19 protein-coding genes are annotated in these 22,657 nt (G+C 73.1%); 4 read left to right on the top strand and 15 right to left on the bottom strand.

Annotated elements, in window-relative coordinates; all coding sequences use genetic code 11:
• Nucleotides 1-149: 149 nt before the first annotated feature.
• From I6G21_RS09135 to hrcA, 8 genes are all read right to left on the bottom strand, one after another.
• On the bottom strand, nucleotides 150-1,619 hold the full coding sequence (locus tag I6G21_RS09135; protein WP_099049732.1) for an LCP family protein: 1,470 nt from the start codon (nucleotides 1,617-1,619) through the stop codon (nucleotides 150-152).
• 76 nt (nucleotides 1,620-1,695) lie between these two features.
• Nucleotides 1,696-2,721 (bottom strand): GTPase Era, encoded by a 1,026-nt coding sequence (locus I6G21_RS09130; RefSeq protein ID WP_129357507.1) that lies wholly within the window; start codon nucleotides 2,719-2,721, stop codon nucleotides 1,696-1,698.
• Between the two features lie 2 nt (nucleotides 2,722-2,723).
• Nucleotides 2,724-4,007 carry a hemolysin family protein gene (locus I6G21_RS09125; protein WP_100463648.1) on the bottom strand — a complete coding sequence of 428 codons (1,284 nt, stop codon included), beginning with the start codon at nucleotides 4,005-4,007 and terminating at the stop codon, nucleotides 2,724-2,726.
• Between the two features lie 12 nt (nucleotides 4,008-4,019).
• Entirely contained in the window at nucleotides 4,020-4,517 is a 498-nt protein-coding gene (ybeY, locus tag I6G21_RS09120) for an rRNA maturation RNase YbeY (protein ID WP_129357508.1), read from the bottom strand.
• Nucleotides 4,514-5,539, bottom strand: a complete 1,026-nt coding sequence (locus tag I6G21_RS09115; RefSeq protein ID WP_081101595.1) for a PhoH family protein — start codon at nucleotides 5,537-5,539, stop codon at nucleotides 4,514-4,516. Before I6G21_RS09115 ends, ybeY begins: the two co-directional genes overlap by 4 nt.
• A gap of 189 nt (nucleotides 5,540-5,728) precedes the next feature.
• Nucleotides 5,729-6,574 (bottom strand): 16S rRNA (uracil(1498)-N(3))-methyltransferase, encoded by an 846-nt coding sequence (locus I6G21_RS09110; RefSeq protein WP_064725342.1) that lies wholly within the window; start codon nucleotides 6,572-6,574, stop codon nucleotides 5,729-5,731.
• Between the two features lie 24 nt (nucleotides 6,575-6,598).
• The gene (gene dnaJ, locus I6G21_RS09105; RefSeq protein WP_129357509.1) at nucleotides 6,599-7,738 is read right to left on the bottom strand and encodes a molecular chaperone DnaJ; all 1,140 of its coding nucleotides are present in this window, start codon (nucleotides 7,736-7,738) and stop codon (nucleotides 6,599-6,601) included.
• Between the two features lie 71 nt (nucleotides 7,739-7,809).
• On the bottom strand, nucleotides 7,810-8,847 hold the full coding sequence (hrcA, locus tag I6G21_RS09100) for a heat-inducible transcriptional repressor HrcA (RefSeq protein ID WP_129357510.1): 1,038 nt from the start codon (nucleotides 8,845-8,847) through the stop codon (nucleotides 7,810-7,812).
• A gap of 275 nt (nucleotides 8,848-9,122) precedes the next feature.
• Here hrcA and I6G21_RS09095 point away from each other — a divergent pair, with 275 nt between their 5' ends.
• On the top strand, nucleotides 9,123-9,983 hold the full coding sequence (locus tag I6G21_RS09095) for a DUF3097 family protein (protein WP_061225517.1): 861 nt from the start codon (nucleotides 9,123-9,125) through the stop codon (nucleotides 9,981-9,983).
• A gap of 133 nt (nucleotides 9,984-10,116) precedes the next feature.
• The gene (locus tag I6G21_RS09090; protein WP_224799492.1) at nucleotides 10,117-10,536 is read left to right on the top strand and encodes a DUF4870 domain-containing protein; all 420 of its coding nucleotides are present in this window, start codon (nucleotides 10,117-10,119) and stop codon (nucleotides 10,534-10,536) included.
• Nucleotides 10,537-10,621: 85 nt separating this feature from the next.
• On the opposite strand, the gene hemW is transcribed toward I6G21_RS09090, so the two are convergent.
• Both hemW and lepA read right to left on the bottom strand, forming a co-directional pair.
• Nucleotides 10,622-11,851 carry a radical SAM family heme chaperone HemW gene (gene hemW, locus I6G21_RS09085; protein ID WP_129357511.1) on the bottom strand — a complete coding sequence of 410 codons (1,230 nt, stop codon included), beginning with the start codon at nucleotides 11,849-11,851 and terminating at the stop codon, nucleotides 10,622-10,624.
• Nucleotides 11,848-13,710 (bottom strand): translation elongation factor 4, encoded by a 1,863-nt coding sequence (gene lepA / locus I6G21_RS09080; protein WP_174520372.1) that lies wholly within the window; start codon nucleotides 13,708-13,710, stop codon nucleotides 11,848-11,850. Before lepA ends, hemW begins: the two co-directional genes overlap by 4 nt.
• A 232-nt stretch (nucleotides 13,711-13,942) precedes the next feature.
• Between lepA and I6G21_RS09075 the strand changes: the two genes are divergently transcribed.
• Nucleotides 13,943-14,494: a type II toxin-antitoxin system PemK/MazF family toxin gene (locus I6G21_RS09075; RefSeq protein ID WP_129357512.1), complete on the top strand. Its 552-nt coding sequence runs from the start codon at nucleotides 13,943-13,945 to the stop codon at nucleotides 14,492-14,494.
• A 214-nt stretch (nucleotides 14,495-14,708) separates the two neighbouring features.
• A complete protein-coding gene (gene rpsT, locus I6G21_RS09070) occupies nucleotides 14,709-14,972 on the top strand; it encodes a 30S ribosomal protein S20 (protein WP_058731236.1) in 264 nt (87 codons plus the stop codon).
• Between the two features lie 187 nt (nucleotides 14,973-15,159).
• Here the strand turns inward: rpsT and holA are convergent, their stop codons facing one another.
• The 5 genes from holA to leuS form a co-directional block, all read right to left on the bottom strand.
• Nucleotides 15,160-16,164, bottom strand: a complete 1,005-nt coding sequence (gene holA / locus I6G21_RS09065; RefSeq protein WP_129357513.1) for a DNA polymerase III subunit delta — start codon at nucleotides 16,162-16,164, stop codon at nucleotides 15,160-15,162.
• Nucleotides 16,095-17,990 (bottom strand): ComEC/Rec2 family competence protein, encoded by a 1,896-nt coding sequence (locus tag I6G21_RS09060; protein WP_129357514.1) that lies wholly within the window; start codon nucleotides 17,988-17,990, stop codon nucleotides 16,095-16,097. Before I6G21_RS09060 ends, holA begins: the two co-directional genes overlap by 70 nt.
• A 1-nt stretch (nucleotide 17,991) precedes the next feature.
• Nucleotides 17,992-18,903 carry a ComEA family DNA-binding protein gene (locus I6G21_RS09055; RefSeq protein ID WP_165869966.1) on the bottom strand — a complete coding sequence of 304 codons (912 nt, stop codon included), beginning with the start codon at nucleotides 18,901-18,903 and terminating at the stop codon, nucleotides 17,992-17,994.
• Nucleotides 18,904-19,027: 124 nt separating this feature from the next.
• Nucleotides 19,028-20,080 carry a DegV family protein gene (locus I6G21_RS09050; protein WP_129357516.1) on the bottom strand — a complete coding sequence of 351 codons (1,053 nt, stop codon included), beginning with the start codon at nucleotides 20,078-20,080 and terminating at the stop codon, nucleotides 19,028-19,030.
• 19 nt (nucleotides 20,081-20,099) lie between these two features.
• Entirely contained in the window at nucleotides 20,100-22,610 is a 2,511-nt protein-coding gene (leuS, locus tag I6G21_RS09045) for a leucine--tRNA ligase (protein WP_408015180.1), read from the bottom strand.
• Nucleotides 22,611-22,657: the final 47 nt, after the last annotated feature.

The raw sequence follows: 22,657 nt of genomic DNA, 5'->3' as shown, positions 1-22,657 counted from the left end.
GCGGCTAAGGCGTCGGAGTACTGCCGTGTGCATCACATCAGCAACGTATCACCGCGCCCCGCCGCACGCCCCCTGCCCGCCCCGGAGTCCAGATAATGGACGAACCGGGACCGGCTCGGGCGTTCCTGCACCGCGCGGGCCGCCCGGGCCTAGTACCCGAAGGCCTGCTGGCAGGGGGACTCCTGCGCGGTCTGCCCGGAGGCGCCGCCGACGATCTCCTGGTCATCGGCCTTGACCTTGTCGCCCGAGGTGAAGTCCAGCCCGGGCAGCACCGCGACCCCGGCGTAGGCCTCGCTGGGCTGGATCTGCTCCGCCGCAACCCCCAGGGCCTGACCGATCTGCTCCGCCTGCTCCTCATAGCCGGTGCTGTAGTAGACGGTCGTGCCGGCCAGCTGGTTCTGGGCCTGCTGGTGCGTGACCTGCGTGTAGCCCAGCTTCTCCACGAGGTCGGCCACGTGCTCCCCCTGGGAGCTCGTGCCGGTCGCATCGATCACCGAGACCGGCACGGAGCGGTCCACCGACGCCGACGGGGAGGGCTGCGCGGAGGCGGAGGCGGAGGGCTGCTCCTTCGCCGCCAGGGATCCGTCCTTGCGCAGGGTCGCGAAGACCTGCTGCGCGGAGTCGGACAGCTGCAGCTTGTTCGGGTTGGCCGGATAGGCCTCGTTCGGCACCGTCGCGAAGACCACCTTGTCCAGGTCGACGCCGGCGAAGATGCTGCCGATCGACACGAGGGTGCTGGGATCGGTCAGCCCGGAATCCACGGTCACGTTCTGCGTGATCGCCTCCGCGATCCGGTACATCGTCCCCGGGTTGGTCAGGGTCCCCTGCGCCTTGACCTTGCGCAGCAGCGAGGCCAGGAACGCCTGCTGGGCCTTGATCCGGGTGGTGTCCGAGCCGTCGCCGAAGCCGTGGCGGGAGCGCAGGAAGGACAGGGCCTGCTCCCCTTCCACCTCCGACTCCCCCTTGGGCAGCTTCAGCCCCGAGTAGGGATCATCGACCGCCTGGTCCACACAGACCTGCACCCCTCCCACCACGGAGCTGAGCTGCTTGACGGCGTTGAAGTCCACGAGCATGAAGTGGTCGATGTTGATCCCGGTGATCTTGTTGATCGTGGCCACCGAGCACCCCGGCCCGCCGTGATCCAGGGATTCGTTGATCTGGGTGTCCGGGGACTCAGGGTAGGTCTGCCCCGTCTTCTGGTTGGTGCACTGCGGGATGTCCACCATCAGGTCCCGGGGGAAGGAGACGACGCTGACGTTCTGCCGGTCCTGACTGATCTGCACCAGCATCATCACATCCGAGCGGGCCCCCGAGGAGGCATCGGCGGCGTCGCCGTAGGCGCTGTTGGCCCCGGCGCGGGTGTCCGATCCGATCACCAGGATGTCCAGGGGACCGTCCTCGAGGTTCTCGCTGCCCCCGAGGTTCAGGGCGTCGGTGCTGACGTTGTGCCGCAGCCGCAGGGCCGCGACGCCGCCGGCGCCCATCACGACCAGCAGCAGGGCGATGCAGCACAGCGCGGCCCACAGGCCGCTGCGCGAGACCAGTCCGTCGTTGCGGAAGTGCCGACCGCGGGGCACGGCGCGGACGTCCTGCTCGGGGGCGCTGGAGGTTTCTGGCACGGAGTCTCCTGGGGGAAGAGGCCGGGGTCGCGCTCGATTCTACGACGCCCGGCTGAATGCCGCCCGTGAGTCGGGGTCAGAACCCCAGCCGGCCCAGGGCGCGCGGATCGCGCTGCCAGTCCTTGGCGACCTTCACGTGGATGCTCAGGTACACCTTCGCCCCCAGCAGGGGCTCGATCCCGGCCCGGGCCTTGGTGCCGATCTCCTTCAGCCGCGAGCCCCGGCGCCCGATGATGATGGCCTTCTGGGACTCCCGCTCCACGTACAGGTTCACGTGCACATCCACCATCGGGTCCTCGGCGGGGCGACCCTCCCGGTCGACCATCTCCTCGACCGTGACGGCCACCGAGTGCGGCAGCTCGTCCCGGACCCCCTCCAGGGCCGCCTCGCGCACCAGCTCGGCGATCATCACCGCCTCCGGCTCATCCGTGAGATCCCCCTCCGGGTACAGCGGCGGGGAGACCGGCAGGTGGGAGCCCAGCACCTGCGCGACCGCCTCCACCTGGTAGCCGCTGACCGCGGAGACGGGGATGACGTCGGCCCAGCCGGAGCGACCGGCATCGGACTCGGCCTTCGGCGCACCCGCGCCGGAGCCGCGGCGTCGGGCCCGACGCTGCCGGCGGGCCTCCTGCTCGGCGACCATGGTCTCCTCGCCGAGGGCCTGCACGGCCAGCAGCTGCTCGGCCAGACGCTGCGGAGGCACCGCATCCGCCTTCGTGACGATCGCGACGACGGGCCGGTTCCCGGCCGCGGCCAGCTGCGCGGCGATGTAGCGATCCCCGGGACCGATCCGCTCATCGGCCGGCAGGCAGAACCCGATGACGTCCACCTCCGCCAGGGTCTCGGCCACCAGGTCGTTCAGCCGCTGACCCAGCAGGGTGCGCGGCCGGTGCAGCCCCGGGGTGTCGATGAGGATCAGCTGGTGCTCGGGACGGTGCACGATCCCCCGGATCGTGTGCCGGGTGGTCTGCGGACGGTTGGACGTGATGGCCACCTTCTGACCCACCAGGGCGTTGGTCAGGGTGGACTTCCCGGCATTGGGGCGCCCGACGAGCACGGCGAAGCCCGCCCGGAAGCCCTCGGGAACGGCGGCGAATTCCATGGTCACTCCTCGTGCTCGGCGGCGGACTCGGCCGGCTCCGGGGCGACGGGGCTGGCCAGGACCGTGCCCACCCGGTTGCGGCGTCCTTCGAGCCTAACGGCCTTCAGCTTCAGCCCGTAGATCTGCGCCTCCGACCCGACGATCGGCACCCGCCCCAGGGCCTTGGCCAGCAGCCCCCCGACCGTATCCACGTCGTCGTCCTCCAGGTCCAGGTCGAACAGGTTTCCCAGGTCCCCCACCGACAGCCGGGCCGAGACCAGGTAGGCATCCCCCTCGGCGGTGACCTCCGGGGCCGCGGCATCATACTCGTCCACGATCTCTCCCACCAGCTCCTCGATGAGATCCTCCAGCGTGACCAGCCCGGCCGTGCCGCCGTACTCGTCCACCACGACGGCGATGTGGGTCCCCTCCCGCTGCATCTGGGGCAGCAGCTCCGAGACCTTCTGGGACTCGGGGACGAACCTGGCCGGACGCAGCAGCTGCCCGACGCCGCGCTCGCGGGCCCGGCCCCGATCCGCGAGCATCGCCTCGGCGACGTCCTTCAGGTACAGGAAGCCGCGCACGTCGTCGACGTCCTCGCCCAGCACGGGGATGCGGGAGTAGCCGGACCTCAGGAAGAGGTTCAGGGCGTTGTCCAGGGTGTCCTCGGCCTCGAAGCTGACGATGTCCGGGCGCGGCACCATCACGGCGCGGATGCGGGTGTCGTCCAGCTCGAAGATCGAGTGCAGCATGGCCGCCTCGCTGTCCTCGATCAGATCCGTGGTGGAGGCCCGGTCCACGAACTCGCGCAGCTCCTCCTCGGTGAAGAATCCGGCGTTCTCCTCGGTGGCCGGGGAGATCCGCGCCCCCAGTCGCATCAGCCAGCGGGGCACGGGCCCCATGCCTCGGGTCAGGGCCCGCAGCAGCTTCGCCGTGGCACCGGCCACCCGCAGCGGATGGGCCCGGCCTAGGTGGCGCGGGGCGACCCCGACCAGCACGAAGCCCGCCAGGGAGGCCAGCAGCACGGTCAGCACCGCCGCCAGCCAGACCCAGGGCAGCACCCGCATCAGCAGCAGCAGGAGGATCACGCTGACCGCGGACTCCCCCACGATGCGGGTGAAGCGCAGTGCGTACATGTGCGGCCGGGGATCGGCCAGCACCGCACGCAGGCTGGCCCGCCCCTCCTCCCGGCTGACGGTCTCCGCCTCGTGGCGGGGCAGGTAGGTGAACGCGGACTCCGCGGCGGTCATCAGGAAGGCCAGGCCCAGCAGGACGAGGACGGCGAGGATCAGCAGGACGGTGCTCATGACGGCCTCCTTCTAGTGGCGGGTCTCGACCGGGGCGGGGTGTCCGAGGAAGTCCTCCAGGATCCGCCGCTGCAGAGCGAACATCTCCCGCTCCTGCTCGGGTTCGGCGTGGTCATAGCCCAGGCAGTGCAGGATCCCGTGCACGGTGAGCAGGCACAGCTCATCGGCCGTTCCGTGCCCCGCGCGCTCACCCTGCTCCCGGGCCACCGTCGGGCACAGCACGACGTCGCCGAGCACCCCGGCCGCCGGGTCCTCGGCGGTGCCGGGCCTCAGCTCGTCCATCGGGAAGGACATCACGTCCGTGGGCCCGGGCAGATCCATCCACTGCCGGTGCAGCTGGGCCATCTGCTCGTCGGTGACCACGGCCAGGGACAGCTCGACCTCCTTCCCCAGGTGCAGACGGGCGCCGGCGAAGTCCACCAGGGCGCGCAGCTGGGCCAGGTCCACCTCCGCGAAGGCCGTGCGCTCGGCGTCGGTGCTCGGCTCGGAGACCTCGATGTCCAGGATCATGCCCGCTCCCCCGCATCCGCCCCGGCGCTCCCGGCGTCCCGCGAGTCTCTCCGGGAGTCCGCGGAACCCGCCCGGGCGGCGTCGCGCGCCCGCTTGTCCCGGGCGTGGGCGGAATCCTGCTCCCACCGCCCGTAGGCGGTGACGATGTCGCTGACCAGCTGGTGGCGCACGACGTCCACGGCCTCCAGGCGCGCGAAGTGCACGTCCTGCACATCGCGCAGGATCGTCTGCACCTGCCGCAGCCCCGAGGCGGCCCCCCGGGGCAGATCCACCTGGGTGACGTCCCCGGTGATGACCATCTTGGAGCCGAAGCCCAGGCGGGTCAGGAACATCTTCATCTGCTCCGCGGTGGTGTTCTGCGCCTCGTCGAGGATCACGAAGGCGTCGTTGAGGGTGCGCCCGCGCATGTAGGCCAGCGGCGCGACCTCGATGGTCCCGGCCTCCATGAGCCGGGGGATGGAATCCGGGTCCATCATGTCGTGCAGGGCGTCGTAGAGGGGACGCAGGTACGGGTCGATCTTCTCGTTGAGGCTGCCGGGCAGGAAGCCCAGGGACTCCCCCGCCTCCACCGCCGGGCGGGTCAGGATGATCCGGTTGACCTCCTTGGCCTGCAGGGCCTGCACGGCCTTGGCCATCGCCAGGTAGGTCTTGCCGGTGCCGGCCGGGCCGATGCCGAACACGACCGTGTTCGCGTCGATCGCCTCGACGTACGCGGACTGGTTGACGGTCTTGGGGCGGATCTTCCGGCCCCGGCTGGAGAGGATGTTCTGCGTCAGGCTCGGCGCGGCCTGGGCCATGTTGCGCACGAGCAGGTCCGTGAGCCGCTGGACGGTCTGCACGGTGATGCGGGTGTCCTGCCGGGCCAGGGCCTCCAGCTCCTCGAGCAGACGCAGCACCAGCTGCACCTGGGCGGAGGGACCGCTGACCCCGACCTCCAGGCCGCGCAGGTGCAGGGAGACGTCGGGGAAGGCCTGTTCGATGACCAGCAGCGAGGAGTCCTGGGGGCCCAAGGCCCCGATCATCGCCTCGCGCGAGGCGAAGGCATACGTGCGGGAGACGGACAGCGGGCGGGAGTCGCCGGTCGGCGAATCGGAGAGCACGGCGGCGGAGAGCCTTTCGACGGTGGGCGTGCGCGGGGGCGGGATGCTCCATCCCAGCCTACCCGCCCGCCCCCGGGCTCGTCTGCGCCCGGGGTCCGGCGGGAGGGATCCTCAGGAGGATGCGGCGGGTTCGTCGGGATCGGGGGTCAGGGGATCCGTCCCGTCGGGATCGGCGCCCTCGGACCCCGGACCGAGCTGGGACCAGTGCCCGGACAGGACCTGCAGCACGGCCAGGGCGGCGGCCCCGGCCGTGGAGGTGCGCAGCACCTCCGGGCCCAGGCGCACCGGGTGCGCGCCGGCCGCGACGAGCCGGCGCGTCTCCTCCGGCGAGATCCCGCCCTCCGGACCCACGACGAGCAGGACCCGGCCCCGGCCCTGCGGATCCGGCAGGCGGGCGGGCACCTCCCGGCTCAGCGGGTTCCGGGCCTGCTCGTGCAGCACGAGCACCAGGTCCTCGGGGCCCACCTGCCCGAGCAGGGCCTCCAGATCGGCCAGCGGCAGCACGTCGGGCACGACGGCGCGCCGGGCCTGCTTGGCGGCCGCCGCCGCGGTGCGCTCCCACTTGGCGTGGGAGCGCGCGGCCCGCTCCCCCTTCCAGCGCACGATGCTGCGCTCGGCCTGCCACGGCACGATCGCCGCGACCCCGAGCTCGGTGGCCATCTCCACGGCCATCAGGTCCCGGTCCCCCTTGGCCAGGGCCTGGACCAGCACGAGTCGGCCGACCGGCTCCGGGGCGGGATCGGCCATCAGGCGCACCAACAGGCCCTCGGGCAGCAGCTCCCGGACGACGCCGGGGGCGCGCAGCCCGCGCCCGTCGACCAGATCCAGCTCCTCGCCGGGGCCCAGGCGACGCACGGTGCGGGCGTGGTGGCCCTCCGGGCCGGTCAGTTCGACGGAGTCCTCCGAACGCGCGTCGCGCAGGAGATCGGTGGGGACGCGGAAGACGGGGCGGGTCATGGCGGCTCCTGTGCGGTGGCGGGGTCAGTCCTGGAAGCGGTCGCGCAGCCGGGAGAAGAAGCCCTGCCCGGAGCCGCGCTGCACGGTCTGCCCGGCGCCGTCGTCCTCCCCGCGCAGCTGGGCCAGCTTCCGCAGCAGCTCGCGCTGCTCGTCGTTCAGGCGGGTCGGGGTCGTGACCTGCAGGTGCGCGATCACGTCGCCGCGGCCGCTGCCGCGCAGGCGGGTCGCGCCCAGGCCGCGCAGGGTCATGGTCTGCCCGTTCTGGGTGCCCGGCTCCACGGTGACCTCGCGCGGTCCGTCGAAGGTCTCCAGGGTGACCGAGGTGCCCAGGGCGGCCGCGGTCATCGGGACGGTGATGCTGGCGTGCAGGTCGTCTCCCTCCCGGGTGAAGACCTCGTCCGGGCTGACCCGGATCTCCACGTAGAGATCGCCGTTGGGTCCCCCGCCCGTGCCGGCCTCGCCCTGCCCGGACAGCCGGATGCGGGTGCCGGTGGACACCCCGGCCGGGATCTTCACGGTCAGCGGCCGGCGCTGGCGCACCCGGCCCTCGCCGTAGCACTCCTGGCAGGGGTGCTTGATGACGGTGCCGAAGCCGTGGCAGTGCGGGCACTCGGCGGTGGTCACCACGTTGCCGAGGATGGACTGGACCTGGCGCTGGACCTGCCCGCGCCCGTGGCAGACCTCGCAGGTCTCCGGCTCGGTGCCGTCCTGGGTGCCCTTCCCGGAGCACTCCGGGCAGGTCACGGCGGTGTCGACCATGACCTCCTTCTCGGCGCCGAACACGGCCTCGCGCAGGTCGATGCGCACGGTGATCAGGGCGTCCTGGCCCTGCCGGGCCCGGCTGGCCGGGCCGCGGGAGGACTGGGCGCCGTTGAAGAAGGTCTCGAAGATGTCGGAGAAGCCGAAGCCCCCGCCGGGGAATCCGCCGCCACCGCCGAAGCCGCCGGCGGTGCCGTTCTCGTTGCCGGTCGCGTCGTAGATCCGGCGCTTCTCCGGGTCGGAGAGGACGTCGTGGGCGTGGGAGACGCGCTTGAACTCCTCGGCGGCCTCCGGGGAGGGGTTGACGTCGGGATGCAGGGTGCGGGCCTTCTTCCGGTAGGCCTTCTTGATCTCCTCGGGGCTGGCGTCGCGGGAGACGCCGAGGGTTTCGTAGTGGCTGCTCACGGTGTGCTCGTTCCTTCTTCTCGCGGTGTGCTCACCGCGTGGCGGGGTCGATGGTCAGGGTCGGGTGCGGGTCAGGGCTGGTCCTCGCGCAGCAGGCGCGAGAGGTAGCGGGCCACGGCCCGCACGGCGGCCATGGTCTCGGGGTAGTCCATGCGGGTCGGTCCGACCACGCCCAGCTGGGCGCTGCCGGCCGGACCGTACCCGCTGGCCACGACCGAGGCGTCGGTCAGGGGGGTCGCGGCGTTCTCGGCGCCGATGCGCACCGAGACGCCGGTGGCTCCGGGGTGCTCCTCCCCGAGCTCCGAGAGCAGGCGCAGCATGACGACCTGCTCCTCCAGCGCATCCAGGATCGGGGCGATGCTGCTGCGGAAGTCCCGGGTGGACTGGGCGAGGTAGCTGGTCCCGGCCATCAGCAGCCGGTCCTGCGCGCCGCCGTCGGCCAGGCCCGCCAGGCCCGCCATCACCCGCGCCCCGGCCTCGCGCGCCCCGGGCGGCAGGGTGGCGAGCACGGTGTCGGCGCGGGCCGCAGCCGCATCCAGCGGGGCCTCGACCAGCTCCTCCAGCAGGCGGGTGCGCAGCAGGGCGAGGTCCTCCCCCGCGTGCCCGGCGTCGACGGGCAGGGGCACCGGCTGCTGCAGCACGCGCCCGCGGCTGGTGATGAGGATCAGCAGGGCCGTGTCCGGCTCCAGGGGCACCAGGTCCAGGTGCCGGACCCGCTCCCCGGTGCGCCGGGGATAGCGCACGACGGCGACCTGGTGGGTCAGCTGGGAGAGCAGGCGCACCGTGCGGGCCATGACCTCGTCGAGATCGTGGGAGGAGCCGAGGAACTCGACGATGACCCGGCGCTGGGCCGGGGTCAGCGGCCGCACGGCGTCGATGCGGTCCACGAAGGCGCGGTAGCCCTTGTCCGTGGGGATGCGCCCGGCGCTGGCGTGCGGGGCGGCGATCAGGCCCTCATCCTCCAGGGCGGCCATGTCGTTGCGCACCGTCGCGCTGGAGACGCCGAGCCGGTGCCGCTCGACGAGGGCCTTGGATCCCACCGGCTCCCGCGAATGCACGTAGTCCTCCACGATGGCGCTGAGCACCTCGAGGCGGCGCGGATGGTTCACGGTCTGGCTCCTGGTGTTCTGCCGGGGACGGCGATGGCCGAGGACACGGGTCGGATCGGCGGGGCCCGGGCTGGGCCGGGGGCCGGCTGCGGCGCTAGAGTCGGGGGCGCGCGGCGCGGTCCGATCTGGCACTCGGATGACCCGAGTGCTAATCCTACGCCCGTGCCGATATCGAGGAAAGCGCGGGCCGGGTCCGGAGCGCGCCGGCCGCCGACGTCGGGATGATCCGCCGGTCGCAGATCGCCGACCGGGCCGCCGAGGGAGGAGCGACGAGGATGCACGCACAGGACTGGGGGCCGCAGTCCCTCGAGGAGCTCTCCGCCGCCCGCCGCGGCCCGCGCACCGAGGACCTGCCGGTGCGCGCCGGGATGGTCCTGGAGGAGCTGGAGACCGGGTGGGTCGGGGCCGCGGTGCGCCTGGAGACCATCGGCGGGCAGCGGGTGGTCAGCCTGGAGGACCGCCACGGCGCGGTGCGGGCCTTCCCGCTGGGCTACGGCTTCCTGTACGAGGGCCGCCCCGTGCGCCTGGTCCCCCCGCCGCCCCGGGCCGCCCCGAGCGGGCCCGCCCGGACCCGGTCGGGTTCGGTCGCCCTCCCCCAGGCCCCGGCCCGCACGGCGCGGGCCTCGCGGATGCTGGTCGAGGGGGTGCACGACGCCGAGCTGGTGGAGAAGGTCTGGGGGGATGACCTGCGGGTCGAGGGGATCGTGGTGGAGCCGATGCACGGACTGGATCACGTCGAGCAGACCATCCGCGACTTCCAGCCGGGTCCGGGCCGACGCCTGGGGGTGCTGGCCGATCACCTGGTGCCCGGCTCCAAGGAGTCCCGTCTGGCCGAGCAGGCTCTGGGCCTGCCCGGGGCCCGCGAGCACGTGCTGTTCGTGGGCCACCCCTACGTGGACGTCTGGGAGTCGGTGCGCCCGCGCGCCGTGGGGCTGTCCGCCTGGCCGCAGGTCCCGCGGGGGGAGGACTGGAAGACCGGCGTGCTGCGGCGGATCGGGTGGCCCCATGCCAGCGCGGCCGAGCGCGGCCGGGCCTGGCGCCGGATCCTGGCCGGGGTGAACAGCTACACGGACCTGGATCCCGGGATCCTCGGTCCCGTGGAGCACATCATCGACTTCCTCACCGATCACCCCTGACCCCCACCGCCTCATGTGATCTTCGCCATGGGTGATCCCGGCCTCCGCCGTCGCCGGTTCGGGCCCGGTAAGCTGGAGGCGATGCCCGCACGACCCGCGCGGCCGCTGACGAGACAGGATGAAGCGAGAAGTTTTGGGGACCACTTCCACCACCGAGCAGACTCCTCCCTTCGAGGGGACCAACGCGATGCCGCAGCCGCTGAGCGTCAAGGATGACCGCACGATGGCCACCCTCGCCCACTTCGGCGGGGTGGTGGGGTGCATCCCCTCCGGCCTGATCTACCTGACCTTGCGCGCCCGGGGTCGCTTCACGGCCCAGGAGTCCCGGGAGGCCCTGAACTTCACCCTCCTGCCGAGCGTGCTGATCGTGGTCTGCGTGGCCCTGTCCCCCGTGCCCGCCATCGGGTGGCTGTTCGGCCTCATCGCGGCCGTGGTCTGGGTCTTCCTCGCGCTGTCCTCCCTGGTGGCCGGGGTGCACGTGAACCGGGGCAACCCCTACCAGTACCGCTTCAACACCCGGCTGCTGGATCGGATCTCCGCCCGCCGCGGCTGATCCCGACCGGGCTCGGATCCGGGACCCCGACGTCGAACCCCGGGGTCGGCTCGCCCCGAGCCCGCCTGGAGGACGTCCCTGCGGCTCAGTCCCCCAGCAGGGTGCGCACGACGGCGTCCCCCAGCAGCCGCCCACGCAGCGTGAGCACGACCCTGCCCTCGGCCCGGGCCTGCGCCTCGATTAGCCCCTGGCCCTCGAGCCAGGCCACCGCCTCCCGGCCGGGCTGGCGCAGATCCTCGATCGCCAGGCCCTCCCGGATGCGCGCGGCGAGCATCACGTCCTCGACGTAGCGGGTGTCCGCGTCCAGGTGCTCCCGGGCTGCCGCCGGGGACAGGCCCTGACGCACCCGGTGGGCGTAGGGCACGGGGTGCTTCAGGTTCCACCAGCGCACGCCGTTGACGTGCGAGTGCGCCCCGGGACCGATCCCCCACCAGTCCCGGTTGCGCCAGTAGGCGAGATTGTGCCGGGAGCGGGTGGCCTCGGAGCGGGACCAGTTGGACACCTCGTACCAGGAGTACCCGGCGTCTTCGAACAGGCGGTCGGCCAGCAGGTACATGTCCGCCTGGGCGTCGTCGTTCACCGGGGACAGCTCCCCGCGGCGGATCTGCGCGGCGAGCTTGGTGCCCGGCTCCACGATCAGCGAGTAGGCCGAGATGTGGTCCGGGGCGCAGTCGATGGCCGCGCGCACCGAGGTCTCCCATTCCGCCAGGGTCTCCCCCGGCGCCCCGCTGATCAGGTCCACCGAGGTCTGCAGGCCCACCTCCCTGGCCCAGGAGACCACCTTGGGGACGTTGGCCGGGGTGTGGGTGCGATCCAGCACGGCCAGCACCCGCGGCACCGCGGACTGCATCCCGAAGGAGACGCGCGTGAACCCCGCCTCCTTCAGCAGGGCGAGGTCCTCGCGGGTCACCGAATCCGGGTTGGCCTCGGTGGTGACCTCCGCGCCGTCGGCGATGCCGAAGCGCTCGATCCCGGCGCGCAGGATCCGCGCCAGGTCCTCGGCCGGCAGGCGGGTCGGGGTGCCCCCGCCGAAGAACACCGTGCTGAACGGGCGGGCCGGCAGGCCGGAGCGGGTGAGGACGCCGGCGGCCAGGTCCAGCTCGCGGATCGCGTCCTCGGCGTAGCTGAGCCGGTTCACGCCGTCGCCGAAGTCCTCGGCGGCGTAGGTGTTGAAGTCGCAGTACCCGCAGCGCACCGAGCAGTACGGCACGTGCACGTAGAGGCTCAGGCTGCGCCGTTCGGCGCCGTCGAGCACCGAGGCCGGCAGCAGGCCGTCGGACGGGGCCGGATCCCCCGTGGGCTGGGCCGGGCTCACTTCTTCGGCTTGTCCTTGGTCTGCTCCCCGGAGGACAGGGCGGCGATGAACGCCTCCTGGGGGACCTCCACGCGCCCGACCATCTTCATCCGCTTCTTGCCCTCCTTCTGCTTCTCCAGCAGCTTGCGCTTGCGGGAGATGTCCCCGCCGTAGCACTTGGACAGCACGTCCTTGCGGATGGCCCGGATGTTCTCCCGGGCGATGATCCGCGAGCCGATGGCCGCCTGGATGGGCACCTCGAACTGCTGGCGCGGGATCAGCTCCCGCAGCTTCGCGGCCATCGCCGTGCCGTAGGAGTAGGCGTTGTCCCGGTGGGTCACCGCGGAGAAGGCGTCCACCCGCTCCCCCTGCAGCAGGATGTCCACCTTGACCAGGTCGGCCTCCTGGGTCCCGTCCAGCTTCCAGTCCAGGGAGGCGTAGCCGCGGGTGCGGGACTTCAGCTGGTCGAAGAAGTCGAAGACGATCTCCGCCAGCGGCATCCGGTAGCGCAGCTCCACGCGGTCCTGGGAGAGGTAGTCCATCCCGCCCATCTGCCCGCGCCGGGACTGGCACAGCTCCATGACCGCGCCGATGAACTCGCTGGGCACGATGATCGTGCAGGCCACCATCGGCTCCTCGATCACCGCGATCTTGCCCTCGGGGAACTCGGAGGGGTTGGTCACCCGCATGGAGGTGCCGTCCTCGGCGACGACGTCGTAGATGACGTTCGGCGCGGTGGAGATCAGGTCCAGGTCGAACTCCCGCTCCAGGCGCTCGCGCACGATCTCCAGGTGCAGCAGCCCCAGGAAGCCGCAGCGGAAGCCGAAGCCCAGGGCCGCGGAGGTCTCCGGTTCGTAGACCAGGGCGGCGTCGTTGAGCTTGAGCTTGTCCAGGGCGTCGCGCAGGACGGGGTAGTCCGAGCCGTCGATGGGGAACAGCCCGGAGAAGACCATGGGCTTGGGGTCCTCGTAGCCGCCGAGGTTCTGCTCGGCCGGCTTCTTCGCGTCCGTGACGGTGTCCCCGACGCGGGACTGGCGCACGTCCTTCACGCCGGTGATCAGGTACCCGACCTCCCCGACGCCGAGGCCCTCGGTGGGCTTGGGCTCCGGGGAGATCACCCCGATCTCCAGCAGCTCGTGCTCGGCGCCGGTGGACATCATCTGGATCTTCTGGCGCGGGGTGAGCCGCCCGTCCACGACGCGCACGTAGGTGACCACGCCCCGGTAGGAGTCGTAGACGGAGTCGAAGATCATGGCCCGCGGCGCGGCGTCGGGCCGACCCTGGGGGGCGGGCAGGTCGCGCACGATCCGGTCCAGCAGCTCCGGCACGCCCTCGCCGGTCTTGCCGGAGACCTTCAGCACGTCCTCCGGCTCCACCCCGATGAGGTTGGCCAGCTCCTCGGCGTACTTCTCCGGCTGGGCGGCCGGCAGGTCGATCTTGTTCAGCACCGGGATGATGGTGAGGTCGTTCTCCATGGCCAGGTACAGGTTCGCCAGGGTCTGGGCTTCGATCCCCTGGGCGGCGTCCACCAGCAGCAGGGCGCCCTCGCAGGCGGCCAGGGAGCGGGAGACCTCGTAGGTGAAGTCCACGTGCCCGGGGGTGTCGATCATGTTCAGGGCGTAGGCGGTGCCGTCCACCTCCCAGGGCATGCGCACCGCCTGGGATTTGATGGTGATGCCGCGTTCGCGCTCGATGTCCATCCGGTCCAGGTACTGCGCCTTCATCTCCCGCGGGGTCACGACGCCGGTGGCCTGCAGCATGCGGTCGGCCAGCGTGGACTTGCCGTGGTCGATGTGCGCGATGATGCAGAAGTTGCGCAGGACCGCGGGGTCCGTCGCCGCGGGCTGCGGGGCGTGGGCTGCCTGGGGGGCCACGGGCATCCTTTCCTGGCGCGGGGAGACGGCGCCGCTCGTCAACGGGTGCTTTCGGCAGGCGCGGGGATGCCGAGCGGGTCCGAGCACGGGACCCGACGCTGATCCGCGCCTCGCCCCAGTTTCCCACGAGCGGGCCCGTTTCCCCGCATCCGCTCCTCGCCGCGCGAGGGCCCCGGGGTGGACGCGGGGCGGGGGCGGCGGCCCCGTGCGGGACCGACGGTGGCCTAGGGTGAGGAGCATGCAGATCGATCGCCGCACCGTGACCCGCGTGCTGCGCACCGCCCAGCGCCTCTGGCGCCGGTACGCCTCCCAGCAGCCGGAGACCACCCGCAGCTCCTCCTCGCGGCGGGGCTCCGGGGCGGTCGCCGCCCCGTCCGAGCACCGCGCCGGGAACACCGGAGCCTATCCCGGGGACTACACCGGGGCCCTGGATGCAGTCTACGGGCCGCGCCCGGACGGGCGGCCGGATCCCGGGGAGATCGTGTGGACCTGGGTGCCCTACGAGGAGGATCACCGGCGCGGCAAGGACCGGCCGGTGCTGCTGGTGGGTCGGGACGGGCGCTGGCTGCTGGGGCTGATGCTGACCAGCAAGGATCACACCAACGCCGCGCACCGCGACGACCGCTACCTGGACATCGGCTCCGGCCCGTGGGACCGGCAGGGTCGGGCCTCCGAGATCCTGGTGGACCGGGTGATCCGCGTGGATCCCGGAACTGTGCGCCGGGAGGGTGCGGTGCTGCCGCGCGAGGTCTTCGAGCGGGTGGTCCGCGCCGTGCCCCGCCGCCGCTGAGGCGACGGGCGGGGGCCTCGTCGTCGCGGCCGACGGCGCTCCCCCACCGGTGGCCTGAACCTCCGCGGTCTGCTAGAGTGGACGGCTGTGTGTCCGATGGTCATCGGGCACTGCGCAGCGATGACGGAACCCTCGGCATCCCCACGCCGCTCAGTCGCGATCCGCTGCGTTTGCCCTCACTGACCCATTCGACGGAACAGAAAGAACTTTTCACGTGGCGAACATCAAGTCCCAGAAGAAGCGCATCCTGACCAACGAGAAGGCCCGCCTGCGCAACAACGCCTACAAGTCCGAGCTGCGCACCGCGGTGCGCAAGGTCAACGCGGCCGTGGAGTCCGGCAGCAAGGAAGAGGCCGCCGAGGCCCTGCGCGTCGCCTCCCGCAAGTTCGACCAGGCCGTCTCCAAGGGCGTACTGCACAAGAACAACGCGGCCAACAAGAAGTCCGGTCTGGCCGCTCGGGTGAACTCCCTGGCGTAACGCCCCCTCACGGCCAGCCGCTCGAGGCCCCGTTCCCTCACTCCCCTCCGGGGGTGGAGGCGACGGGGCCTCGTCGCATCCGCACGGCCCGCCCCCATCCGCTCGGCCCCGCCCCGGGCGCGCCGCTGCGCGCGTAGGGCGGGAGACCCGGAGACCCATCCTGCGGGAGGAGGCCTCGGGCGGCTGGTCAGCGGCGGCGTCCCGCGGTGGCCAGGGTGAGCACGGCCCGCTCCAGGGCGTAGATCGGGTCCTGGGCTTCGCCCTTGACCTGCGCGTCGGCCTCGGCCAGGGCCCGGATGACCTCCCCCAGCGCCTCGGGGGCGTAGCGGCGGGCGTCCCGCTGGGCCTGCTCGGCCTGCCAGGGCGCCATGCCGAGGTCCCGGGCCAGCTGGGCGGGACTGTCCCGGCGTCCGTGCACCTGGGCGATCGTGCGCACCCGCATGGCCAGGGCGCCGACCAGCGGCACCGGGTCCACCCCGGAGTCCAGGGCCTGGCGCAGCGCGCGCAGCGCCGATCCGGGGTTCCCGGCGACGGCGGCGTCGGCGACCTTGAAGGCCGTGACCTCGGTGCGTCCCCCGTAGTACCGCTCCACCACGGCATCGGTGATCGTGGCGGGCCCGTCGGCCAGCAGCTGCCGGGCCGCGGCGTGCAGCTCGGCGGCGTCGCGCCCGGTCGCGGCGATCAGCAGCCGCACGGCATCCGGTTCGATGCGCCGCCCGGCCTCGCGCACGACGGCGTGCAGGAACTCCGAGGCGTCCCGGTCCGTCTTCAGCGGCCGGAAGGACACCACCGGGTGCCCGGCCTTGCCGATCGCGTCCAGCAGCTTCTTCCCGCGATTGCCGCCGCCGTGGTGCAGCAGGACCACGGACTCCTGGTCCGGGGCCTTGACGTAGGCGAGCGCCTCGGTGAGGAACTCCTCGGACATCCGCTCCAGCTCCTGGACCCGCACCAGGCGGGCGTCCCCGAACAGGGAGGGGCCGGTGGCCTGGGCCAGGGCTCCGGGGGCGTAGTCCTGGGCGGAGAGCTCGTGGACCTCGACCTCCCCGCGCTGTTCGCGCATCCGGGCGAGCACGCGACGTCGGGCCTGGGTCGCGAAGTGCTCCTCCGAACCGCTGAGCAAGATCACGGGGGCCGGTTCCACGCTGCGCCAGGAGGTCTGCTCGGTCTCGGCGCTGCGGCGGCGCGGGGGCATGGGGGTCCTTCCTCCTCGGCGGCCAGGCTGGCCCGCAGACTGTCGGGCAGCTCCTTCATGGTAGCCCGGCGCGCCGGGTCCGCCAGCTGCAGGGCCACCGCGGCCAATCCCGCGAACAGCCCGGCCAGGACGACGGCGCCGGGCCCGTCCCCGGTGGGCACCCGGGCGGCCGGTGCCTGCCCGATCCCGTGGGCCACCGCCTCGATCCATCGGGCACAGACACCGGCGCCCAGCAGCAGCGGATCCGCCAGCGGGCCCACCCCGGACGAGCACACGGCCAGCAGACCGCAGACCGTGCCCAGAGGGACCGCGGGGGCCGCCAGCACGTTGGCCGGGACCGTCCACGGCCCCCAGAACCCGGACAGGTGGACCAGATAGGGCGCGCACCAGAGGCTCGCGACGATGCTGATGGCCAGCGCCTCGGCCAGCCACCGCCAGGCCACCCCGCACAGCAGCCGGCACACGGCCGGGCCCTGCAGGATGATCCCGGCGGTGGCCGCCACGGACAGGACGAACCCGGCGTCGGCGCCCAGGCTCGGGTCCACCGTGAGCAGCACGACGGTGCTGACCCACAGGGCCGCCCCGCTGGATCCGCCGCGCCCGGCGGCCACGCTGATCCCGCCGAGCACCCCCATGACGGTGGCGCGAAGGATGCTGGGGTCCGGACCGACCAGCAGCAGATACGCCCCGGCCGCCGCGATCCCGGCGAGCAGGGTCACCGCCCGTGGGCAGCGGGTCCAGCGCACCGCGTGGACCCCGAGCAGCAGCACGATCGCGACGTTGGACCCGGACACGGCCGTCAGGTGGGTGAGCCCGGCAGTCTTCATGTCCTCGGCGGTCGGCTCCGAGAGGGACTCGTCATCCCCGTAGGCCATGCCCAGCACCAGGGCGGCGGTGTCCGGGGCGAGCAGGTCCCGGGCCCGGGCCTCGGTGCGCTCCCGGGCCCGCTCCAGGATCCCCGGCCGCGCACCGGTCCTGTCGGCGGAGCCCGACGACGCACCGCCCGATCCGGCGTGGTCCGGGTCCGCCGGGCCGATCACGGCGGCCACCGAGATCTGCGGCTCCCCACCGCGCCCGGCGCTCACGACGCCGGCCAGCAGGACCGGTGCGGTGCCGGCCTCGGCCAGGCGCGCCGTCGGATCGGCGCCGAACCACAGCGTCACCGCCGCCGAGCCCGCCGCCGTCTCCCCGGTGGGCCCGCGCTGCACGGCCAGGACCGTGGTGGGCACGGCCCACCGGGAGCCGAAGCGGCCCTCCACCTCCCTGGGGTCCTCCGCGACGCGCGCGACCAGGCGGACGGCGGTCTCCGCGGGGTTCGTCTCGGCGGACGAGGCCGGGGTCTGCCCCGCCCCGGTGGCGGCGCCGTCGACCGATGACTCGGCGTCGGTGCCCGATTCGCCGTCGGTGCTCGCGCGGGCGGCTTCCGCCAGAGCGAGGGCCACCGGGTCCCTCGCCTGCAGGCCGGCGCTGGTCAGCACCAGGCCCGCCCCAACCGCCGCGATCACCAGGGCACCGAGGACGGCGCGAGCCCGCGGGAGCAGCCCGCGGGGACCGGATCTCGGGGACCGACCCGCCCGTCCCCCATCCCCGGGATCCTCCGGGACCGCACCTCGGGTCCGGGGACCGCGACGGTGCCCGATGGCCGCCGGGATGAGCAGTCCGGCGCCGACCAGGGCGCCCGCAGCACAGATCCCGGCGGCAGCCAGCAGGGCCCGGGGCTGGTGGCCGGGGGCGAGGAGTGCGGCCGTCCAGGCCGCGGCCGCCGCGCTGAGCAGCCGCAGATCCACGGCTCGCACGGGTTGGGTGCCGAGCCCGGGCGCGGGCATCTCACACCATGACCAGCGGCTCGAGGGCGGCGAGCATGGCCTCCCCGATCCCGGGAACGGCATCCAGCTCGGCCACCGAGGCGAAGGCCCCGTGGGCCTGCCGATAGTCCAGGATCCGCTGGGCCAGCTTGGGGCCCACCCGCGGCAGGGTCTCCAGCTGTTCGGCGGTGGCCGTGTTCAGGTTGATCCGCTCCCCGCTCGCGGCACCACTGCCGGCCGTTCCCGGACCCGTCCCGGTATCCCCGGCTCCCGCAGCGGCGGTCCCGGAGGGGTTGGGCGGTGCCGCGGCCTGGGCGGCCGCCTCCTCTCGGGTGGGCACCCGGATCTGCTGTCCGGACTGCACCGGGGCCGCGAGGTTGATCCCTTCCAGCCCGGCCTCCTCGGTGGGCCCGCCGGCGGCCTGGATCACCTCGGCCGTCAGGGCCCCGGCCGGAAGCCGCTGCAGCCCCGGGGACTTCACCGCGCCGACCACGTGCACGGCGACCTCCCCGCCCGACGCCGCCGTGGCACCCGGAGTCCCTGGGGCACCGGTCGCCGGGGCGGCGTCGGAACCCGGGTCGGGCGAACCGAGCTCCAACGGGGAGGCGCTTCCGGAGGCGGCCACGGCGATCCTCGGGGCCTGCTGCTCCCCGCGGGGGACGAACAGCACGAGCGCGAGCACAGCCAGGGCCGCCACGGCCAGCAGGCCCAGCACCGCCCTTGGTGACGGGGAGAAGCGCAGCCACCCGACCCCCGGCGTCGGGACGGCGGCCGGTCCCCGTTCGTCCGGGGCCAGGCCCTCGATCATCGCGGTCAGCCGCTGCCGGGAGGCCGTGGGACCCGCCCGGCGCGGGGACGGGACCGTGCGGCGGGTGACGCGGTGATCCTCCGGGACCTCCCACGGGTCCTCGGTTTCCTCGATGCGCTGGTTCATGGGCCTCACCGTAGAAGGACCCGCGATCCGCCTCCGCACATCCGACCCGGCCGGAGGACCCCTCGGTGGATGACGGGGCCAAGACACCGCGTCCATCCCCCATCGGCGCGGAGCCGTAGGGCGCTCAGTCCCCCGCGACGTCGGGCGCCGGATCCGCCAGAGCCCCTGCCAGGTGCCCGGGGATGCTCGCCGCGGCCGTCGGTCCGAGGCCGGTGTGCACGGCCAGGGCAGCGGGCAGGTCCGCCCGCACCACGCGTACCCGGCCCCCCAGCTGCTCCTCGATCCGGTGGTGCAGCCGCTCGGGTACCTCTCGGCCCCAGAAGTCCTGGATCAGGCACACCGCCCGCCCGTGATCGTCGGGCACGCCGCGGGCCGCGGCGTCGGCGAGGACCGCCCGGGTGGCGCGCTGCGCGACCAGCTCGGCGAAGCGCTGGACCGCCGGACCCGTCTGCCGGGGCCGCTCCAGGTAGCGCAGGCGCCCCTGCTCGACGGTCGCGATGGGTTTGACGTGCAGCATCTGCCCGACGCGGGCCAGGGCCCGGGGCACCCGGCCGCTGCGGCCCAGCTGCTCCAGGGAGGGCACCCAGAACAGCAGCTGCGTCGCCTCGAGGGCCGCCTGGGCCGCCTCGAGCACCCGGTCGGCATCCGCGCCGGTGCGCGCGGCGGCCAGCGCGGCGGCCACCCCGGCGGCCTGGGCTGCGGCGACCGTCCGGGTGTCCAGCACGCGCACCGGGATCGGGGATTCCCGGGCGGCGGTGCGCAGGGTCTGGACCGTCCCGGACAGCTCCCCGGAGATGGTCAGGGCCACCACCTCGGTGCACCCGGCCGCCGCCAGGGCCGCCAGAGCCCGGGAGACGGCGCCCGGGGAAGGGCGGGAGGTGCTCATGCTGCGGCCTTCGGCGGCGGCGAGCACCAGGTGTTCCCGCACGCGCGGGTCCGCGGCCTCGGGGAAGATCTGGCCCTCGATCATCAGGGGCAGATCCAGGCAGATCAGCTCCCCGGCCGCGCGTGCTCGCTCCAGCAGGGTGCGGGGCAGGCCAGCCGCGGCGTCGGTGAGCACCCCGACCCGACACGGCCGCGACCGCGCCGCGCCCGTCTCGGGAAGGACCGCCCCGGGAACGTCCGGGCCGGTCTCCTCCCGCCCGGTTGTGCCTGCCGGATCCCGCGTCTCGGTCATGGCCGCTGCCCGCGTGCGCCTAGGCGACGATGTTCACGAGCTTCGGCTCGCGCACGATGACCTTGCGGATCTCGGACCCGTCCAGGAACCGCTGCACGGCATCCGAGGCCAGGGCGCGCTCGCGCAGCTGCTCGGCGTCGATGTCCGCGGGCACCTCCAGGCGGTCCCGGACCTTGCCGCGGATCTGCACGACGGCGGTGACCGTGTCCTGGACCAGCAGCTCCTCCCGGACCTGCGGCCAGCCCGCGCGCAGCACCGGCTCATCGTGTCCGACCTGGTGCCACAGGTCCTCCGCGGTGTACGGGGCGTACAGGCTCAGCAGCACCGCCACGGCCTCCACCGCCTCGCGCACGGCCGGATCGGCCCCGCCGGGCCCGGCGTCGATGGCCTTGCGGGTCGCGTTGACCAGCTCCATGGTCTTGGCGACCACCACGTTGAACTTGCCCGACTCCAGGGCCTGCTCGGCCTCGTGCAGCATCCGGTGGGTGACCCGTCGCAGCGCCTGGTCCCCGTCGGCCGGATCCGCCCCCAGCGGGGCCGTCAGATCCTGTCCCAGCCGCCAGGCCCGGGCCAGGAACTTCAGGGACCCGCCCGGGGAGACGTCGGCCCAGTCGACGTCGTCCTCCGGCGGGGAGGCGAAGACCATCGTGGTGCGCACCGCATCCACCCCGTACAGGTCCAGCTGCTCGCCGAGGTTCACGCCGTTGCCCAGGGACTTGGACATGGCCTTGCCCCCGTTGAGCACCTGACCCTGGTTCAGCAGGGCCCGGAAGGGCTCATCGAAGTCGACCCACCCGAGGTCCCGGATCACCTTGACGAAGAACCGGGCGTAGAGCAGGTGCAGGATCGCGTGCTCCACACCGCCCACGTACTGATCCACCGGCGCCCAGTCGCGCAGCGCCTGCGGGTCCAGGGCGGCGGTGTCCAGGTGGGGGTTGGCGAAGCGCAGGAAGTACCAGGAGGAGTCCACGAAGGTGTCCATCGTGTCCGTGTCCCGCCGGGCGGGCTCGCCGCAGGACGGGCAGGCGACGTTGACCCAGTCCTCGGCCGCGGCCAGCGGGGACTGGCCCTTGGGCGCCAATTGCTCGCCCTTCAGGTTCTCCGGCAGGCGCACCGGCAGCTGATCCTCCGGGACCGGGACCTCACCGCAGTCCGGGCAGTGGATGATGGGGATCGGCGCGCCCCAGAAGCGCTGGCGGGACAGCAGCCAGTCCCGCAGCCGGTAGATGGTCTGGCCGGCCCCTGCGCCCTTGTCCTCCAGCAGCTGCACGGCGCGGGCGATCGCGGCGGACTTGTCCAGTCCGTCCAGCGGCCCGGAGCCGGTGAGCACGCCGTCCCCGGTGGTGGCCACGCCGCTGACCGCGGGGTCCTCCTCCCCGGTGTCCACGACGGTGCGCACCGGCAGGTCGAAGGCGCGGGCGAAGTCCAGATCCCGCTGGTCGTGGGCCGGCACGGCCATGACCGCCCCGGTCCCGTAGTCGGCCAGCACGTAGTCCGCGGCCCACACGGGCACGGACTCCCCCGTCAGCGGGTTCAGCGCGTGACGACCGGTGAACACGCCGGTCTTCTCCCGGTCGGTGGCCTGCCGCTCGATGTCCGAGAAGGCCTTGACCCGCTCCCGGTACTCCTCCAGGGCCGCCCGCTGCTCGTCCGTGACCAGCTCCAGGGCCAGGTCCGCATCCGCGGCCACCACCAGGAACGTGTTGCCGTACAGGGTGTCCGGGCGGGTGGTGAACACGGAGACCTCCCGCTCCGACCGGCCGCCTTCGGCCGGGATCCGGAAGTCCACCCGCGCACCCGAGGAGCGCCCGATCCAGTTGCGCTGCATCGCCAGGACCCGCTCCGGCCAGTGCCCCTCCAGCTGATCCATGTCCTCCAGCAGCTGGTCCGCGTACTCGGTGATGCGGAAGTACCACTGGTTCAGGGACTTCTTGGTCACCGGGGTGCCGCAGCGCTCGCAGGCGCCGTTGACGACCTGCTCGTTGGCCAGCACCGTCTGGTCCTTGGGGCACCAGTTGACCGGGGAGTCCTTGCGGTAGGCCAGGCCTTTGGCGTGGAACCGCTGGAACAGCCACTGGGTCCAGCGGTAGTACTCGGGGTCCGAGGTGTGCAGGCGCCGGGACCAGTCCACGGCGATCCCGTAGCGCTTGAAGGAGGCCGCCTGGGTCTCGATGTTGCGGTAGGTCCACTCGGCCGGGTGCGTGCCGTTCTTGATGGCGGCGTTCTCCGCGGGCAGGCCGAAGGAGTCCCAGCCGATCGGGTGCATCACGTCGTAGCCGCGCTGCATCCAGTAGCGGGCGACGACGTCGCCCATCGCGAAGGCCTCGGCGTGGCCCATGTGCAGGTCCCCGGAGGGGTAGGGGAACATGTCCAGGACGTAGCGGCGGGGCTTGGAGCCGTCGTCGAGGGGGACGAAGACCCGCTCGGTCTCCCAGTACTCCTGCCAGCGGCCCTCCAGGGCCGCGGCGTCGTAGGTCCTCTCCTCGGCCGCCTGCTCGCGGGCTGCGTCACTCACCTGGGCCACCATCATTCCTTCGGTTCTCGGCATCGGGGTGCGGGCGCCCGCGCGTGAGCGCG

The organism is Rothia kristinae, from assembly GCF_016028855.1.
GTDB lineage: Bacteria > Actinomycetota > Actinomycetes > Actinomycetales > Micrococcaceae > Rothia > Rothia kristinae.
Note: the sequence above shows the minus strand (reverse complement) of the source record. Positions and strands in the feature narration are given on the sequence as shown.

Bases quoted from the DNA above. Each gene is read 5' to 3' on its own strand.
- I6G21_RS09130 (WP_129357507.1), bottom strand. From the start codon at position 2,721: ATGGAATTCGCCGCCGTTCCCGAGGGCTTCCGGGCGGGCTTCGCCGTG.
- I6G21_RS09050 (WP_129357516.1), bottom strand. From the start codon at position 20,080: ATGACCGAGACGCGGGATCCGGCAGGCACAACCGGGCGGGAGGAGACC.
- I6G21_RS09095 (WP_061225517.1), top strand. From the start codon at position 9,123: ATGCACGCACAGGACTGGGGGCCGCAGTCCCTCGAGGAGCTCTCCGCC.
- holA (WP_129357513.1), bottom strand. From the start codon at position 16,164: ATGCCCCCGCGCCGCCGCAGCGCCGAGACCGAGCAGACCTCCTGGCGC.
- ybeY (WP_129357508.1), bottom strand. From the start codon at position 4,517: ATGATCCTGGACATCGAGGTCTCCGAGCCGAGCACCGACGCCGAGCGC.
- I6G21_RS09115 (WP_081101595.1), bottom strand. From the start codon at position 5,539: ATGATCGGGGCCTTGGGCCCCCAGGACTCCTCGCTGCTGGTCATCGAA.
- I6G21_RS09055 (WP_165869966.1), bottom strand. From the start codon at position 18,903: ATGAACCAGCGCATCGAGGAAACCGAGGACCCGTGGGAGGTCCCGGAG.
- I6G21_RS09060 (WP_129357514.1), bottom strand. From the start codon at position 17,990: ATGCCCGCGCCCGGGCTCGGCACCCAACCCGTGCGAGCCGTGGATCTG.
- I6G21_RS09125 (WP_100463648.1), bottom strand. From the start codon at position 4,007: ATGAGCACCGTCCTGCTGATCCTCGCCGTCCTCGTCCTGCTGGGCCTG.
- I6G21_RS09075 (WP_129357512.1), top strand. From the start codon at position 13,943: ATGCAGATCGATCGCCGCACCGTGACCCGCGTGCTGCGCACCGCCCAG.
- lepA (WP_174520372.1), bottom strand. From the start codon at position 13,710: ATGCCCGTGGCCCCCCAGGCAGCCCACGCCCCGCAGCCCGCGGCGACG.
- leuS (WP_408015180.1), bottom strand. From the start codon at position 22,610: ATGATGGTGGCCCAGGTGAGTGACGCAGCCCGCGAGCAGGCGGCCGAG.
- I6G21_RS09110 (WP_064725342.1), bottom strand. From the start codon at position 6,574: ATGACCCGCCCCGTCTTCCGCGTCCCCACCGATCTCCTGCGCGACGCG.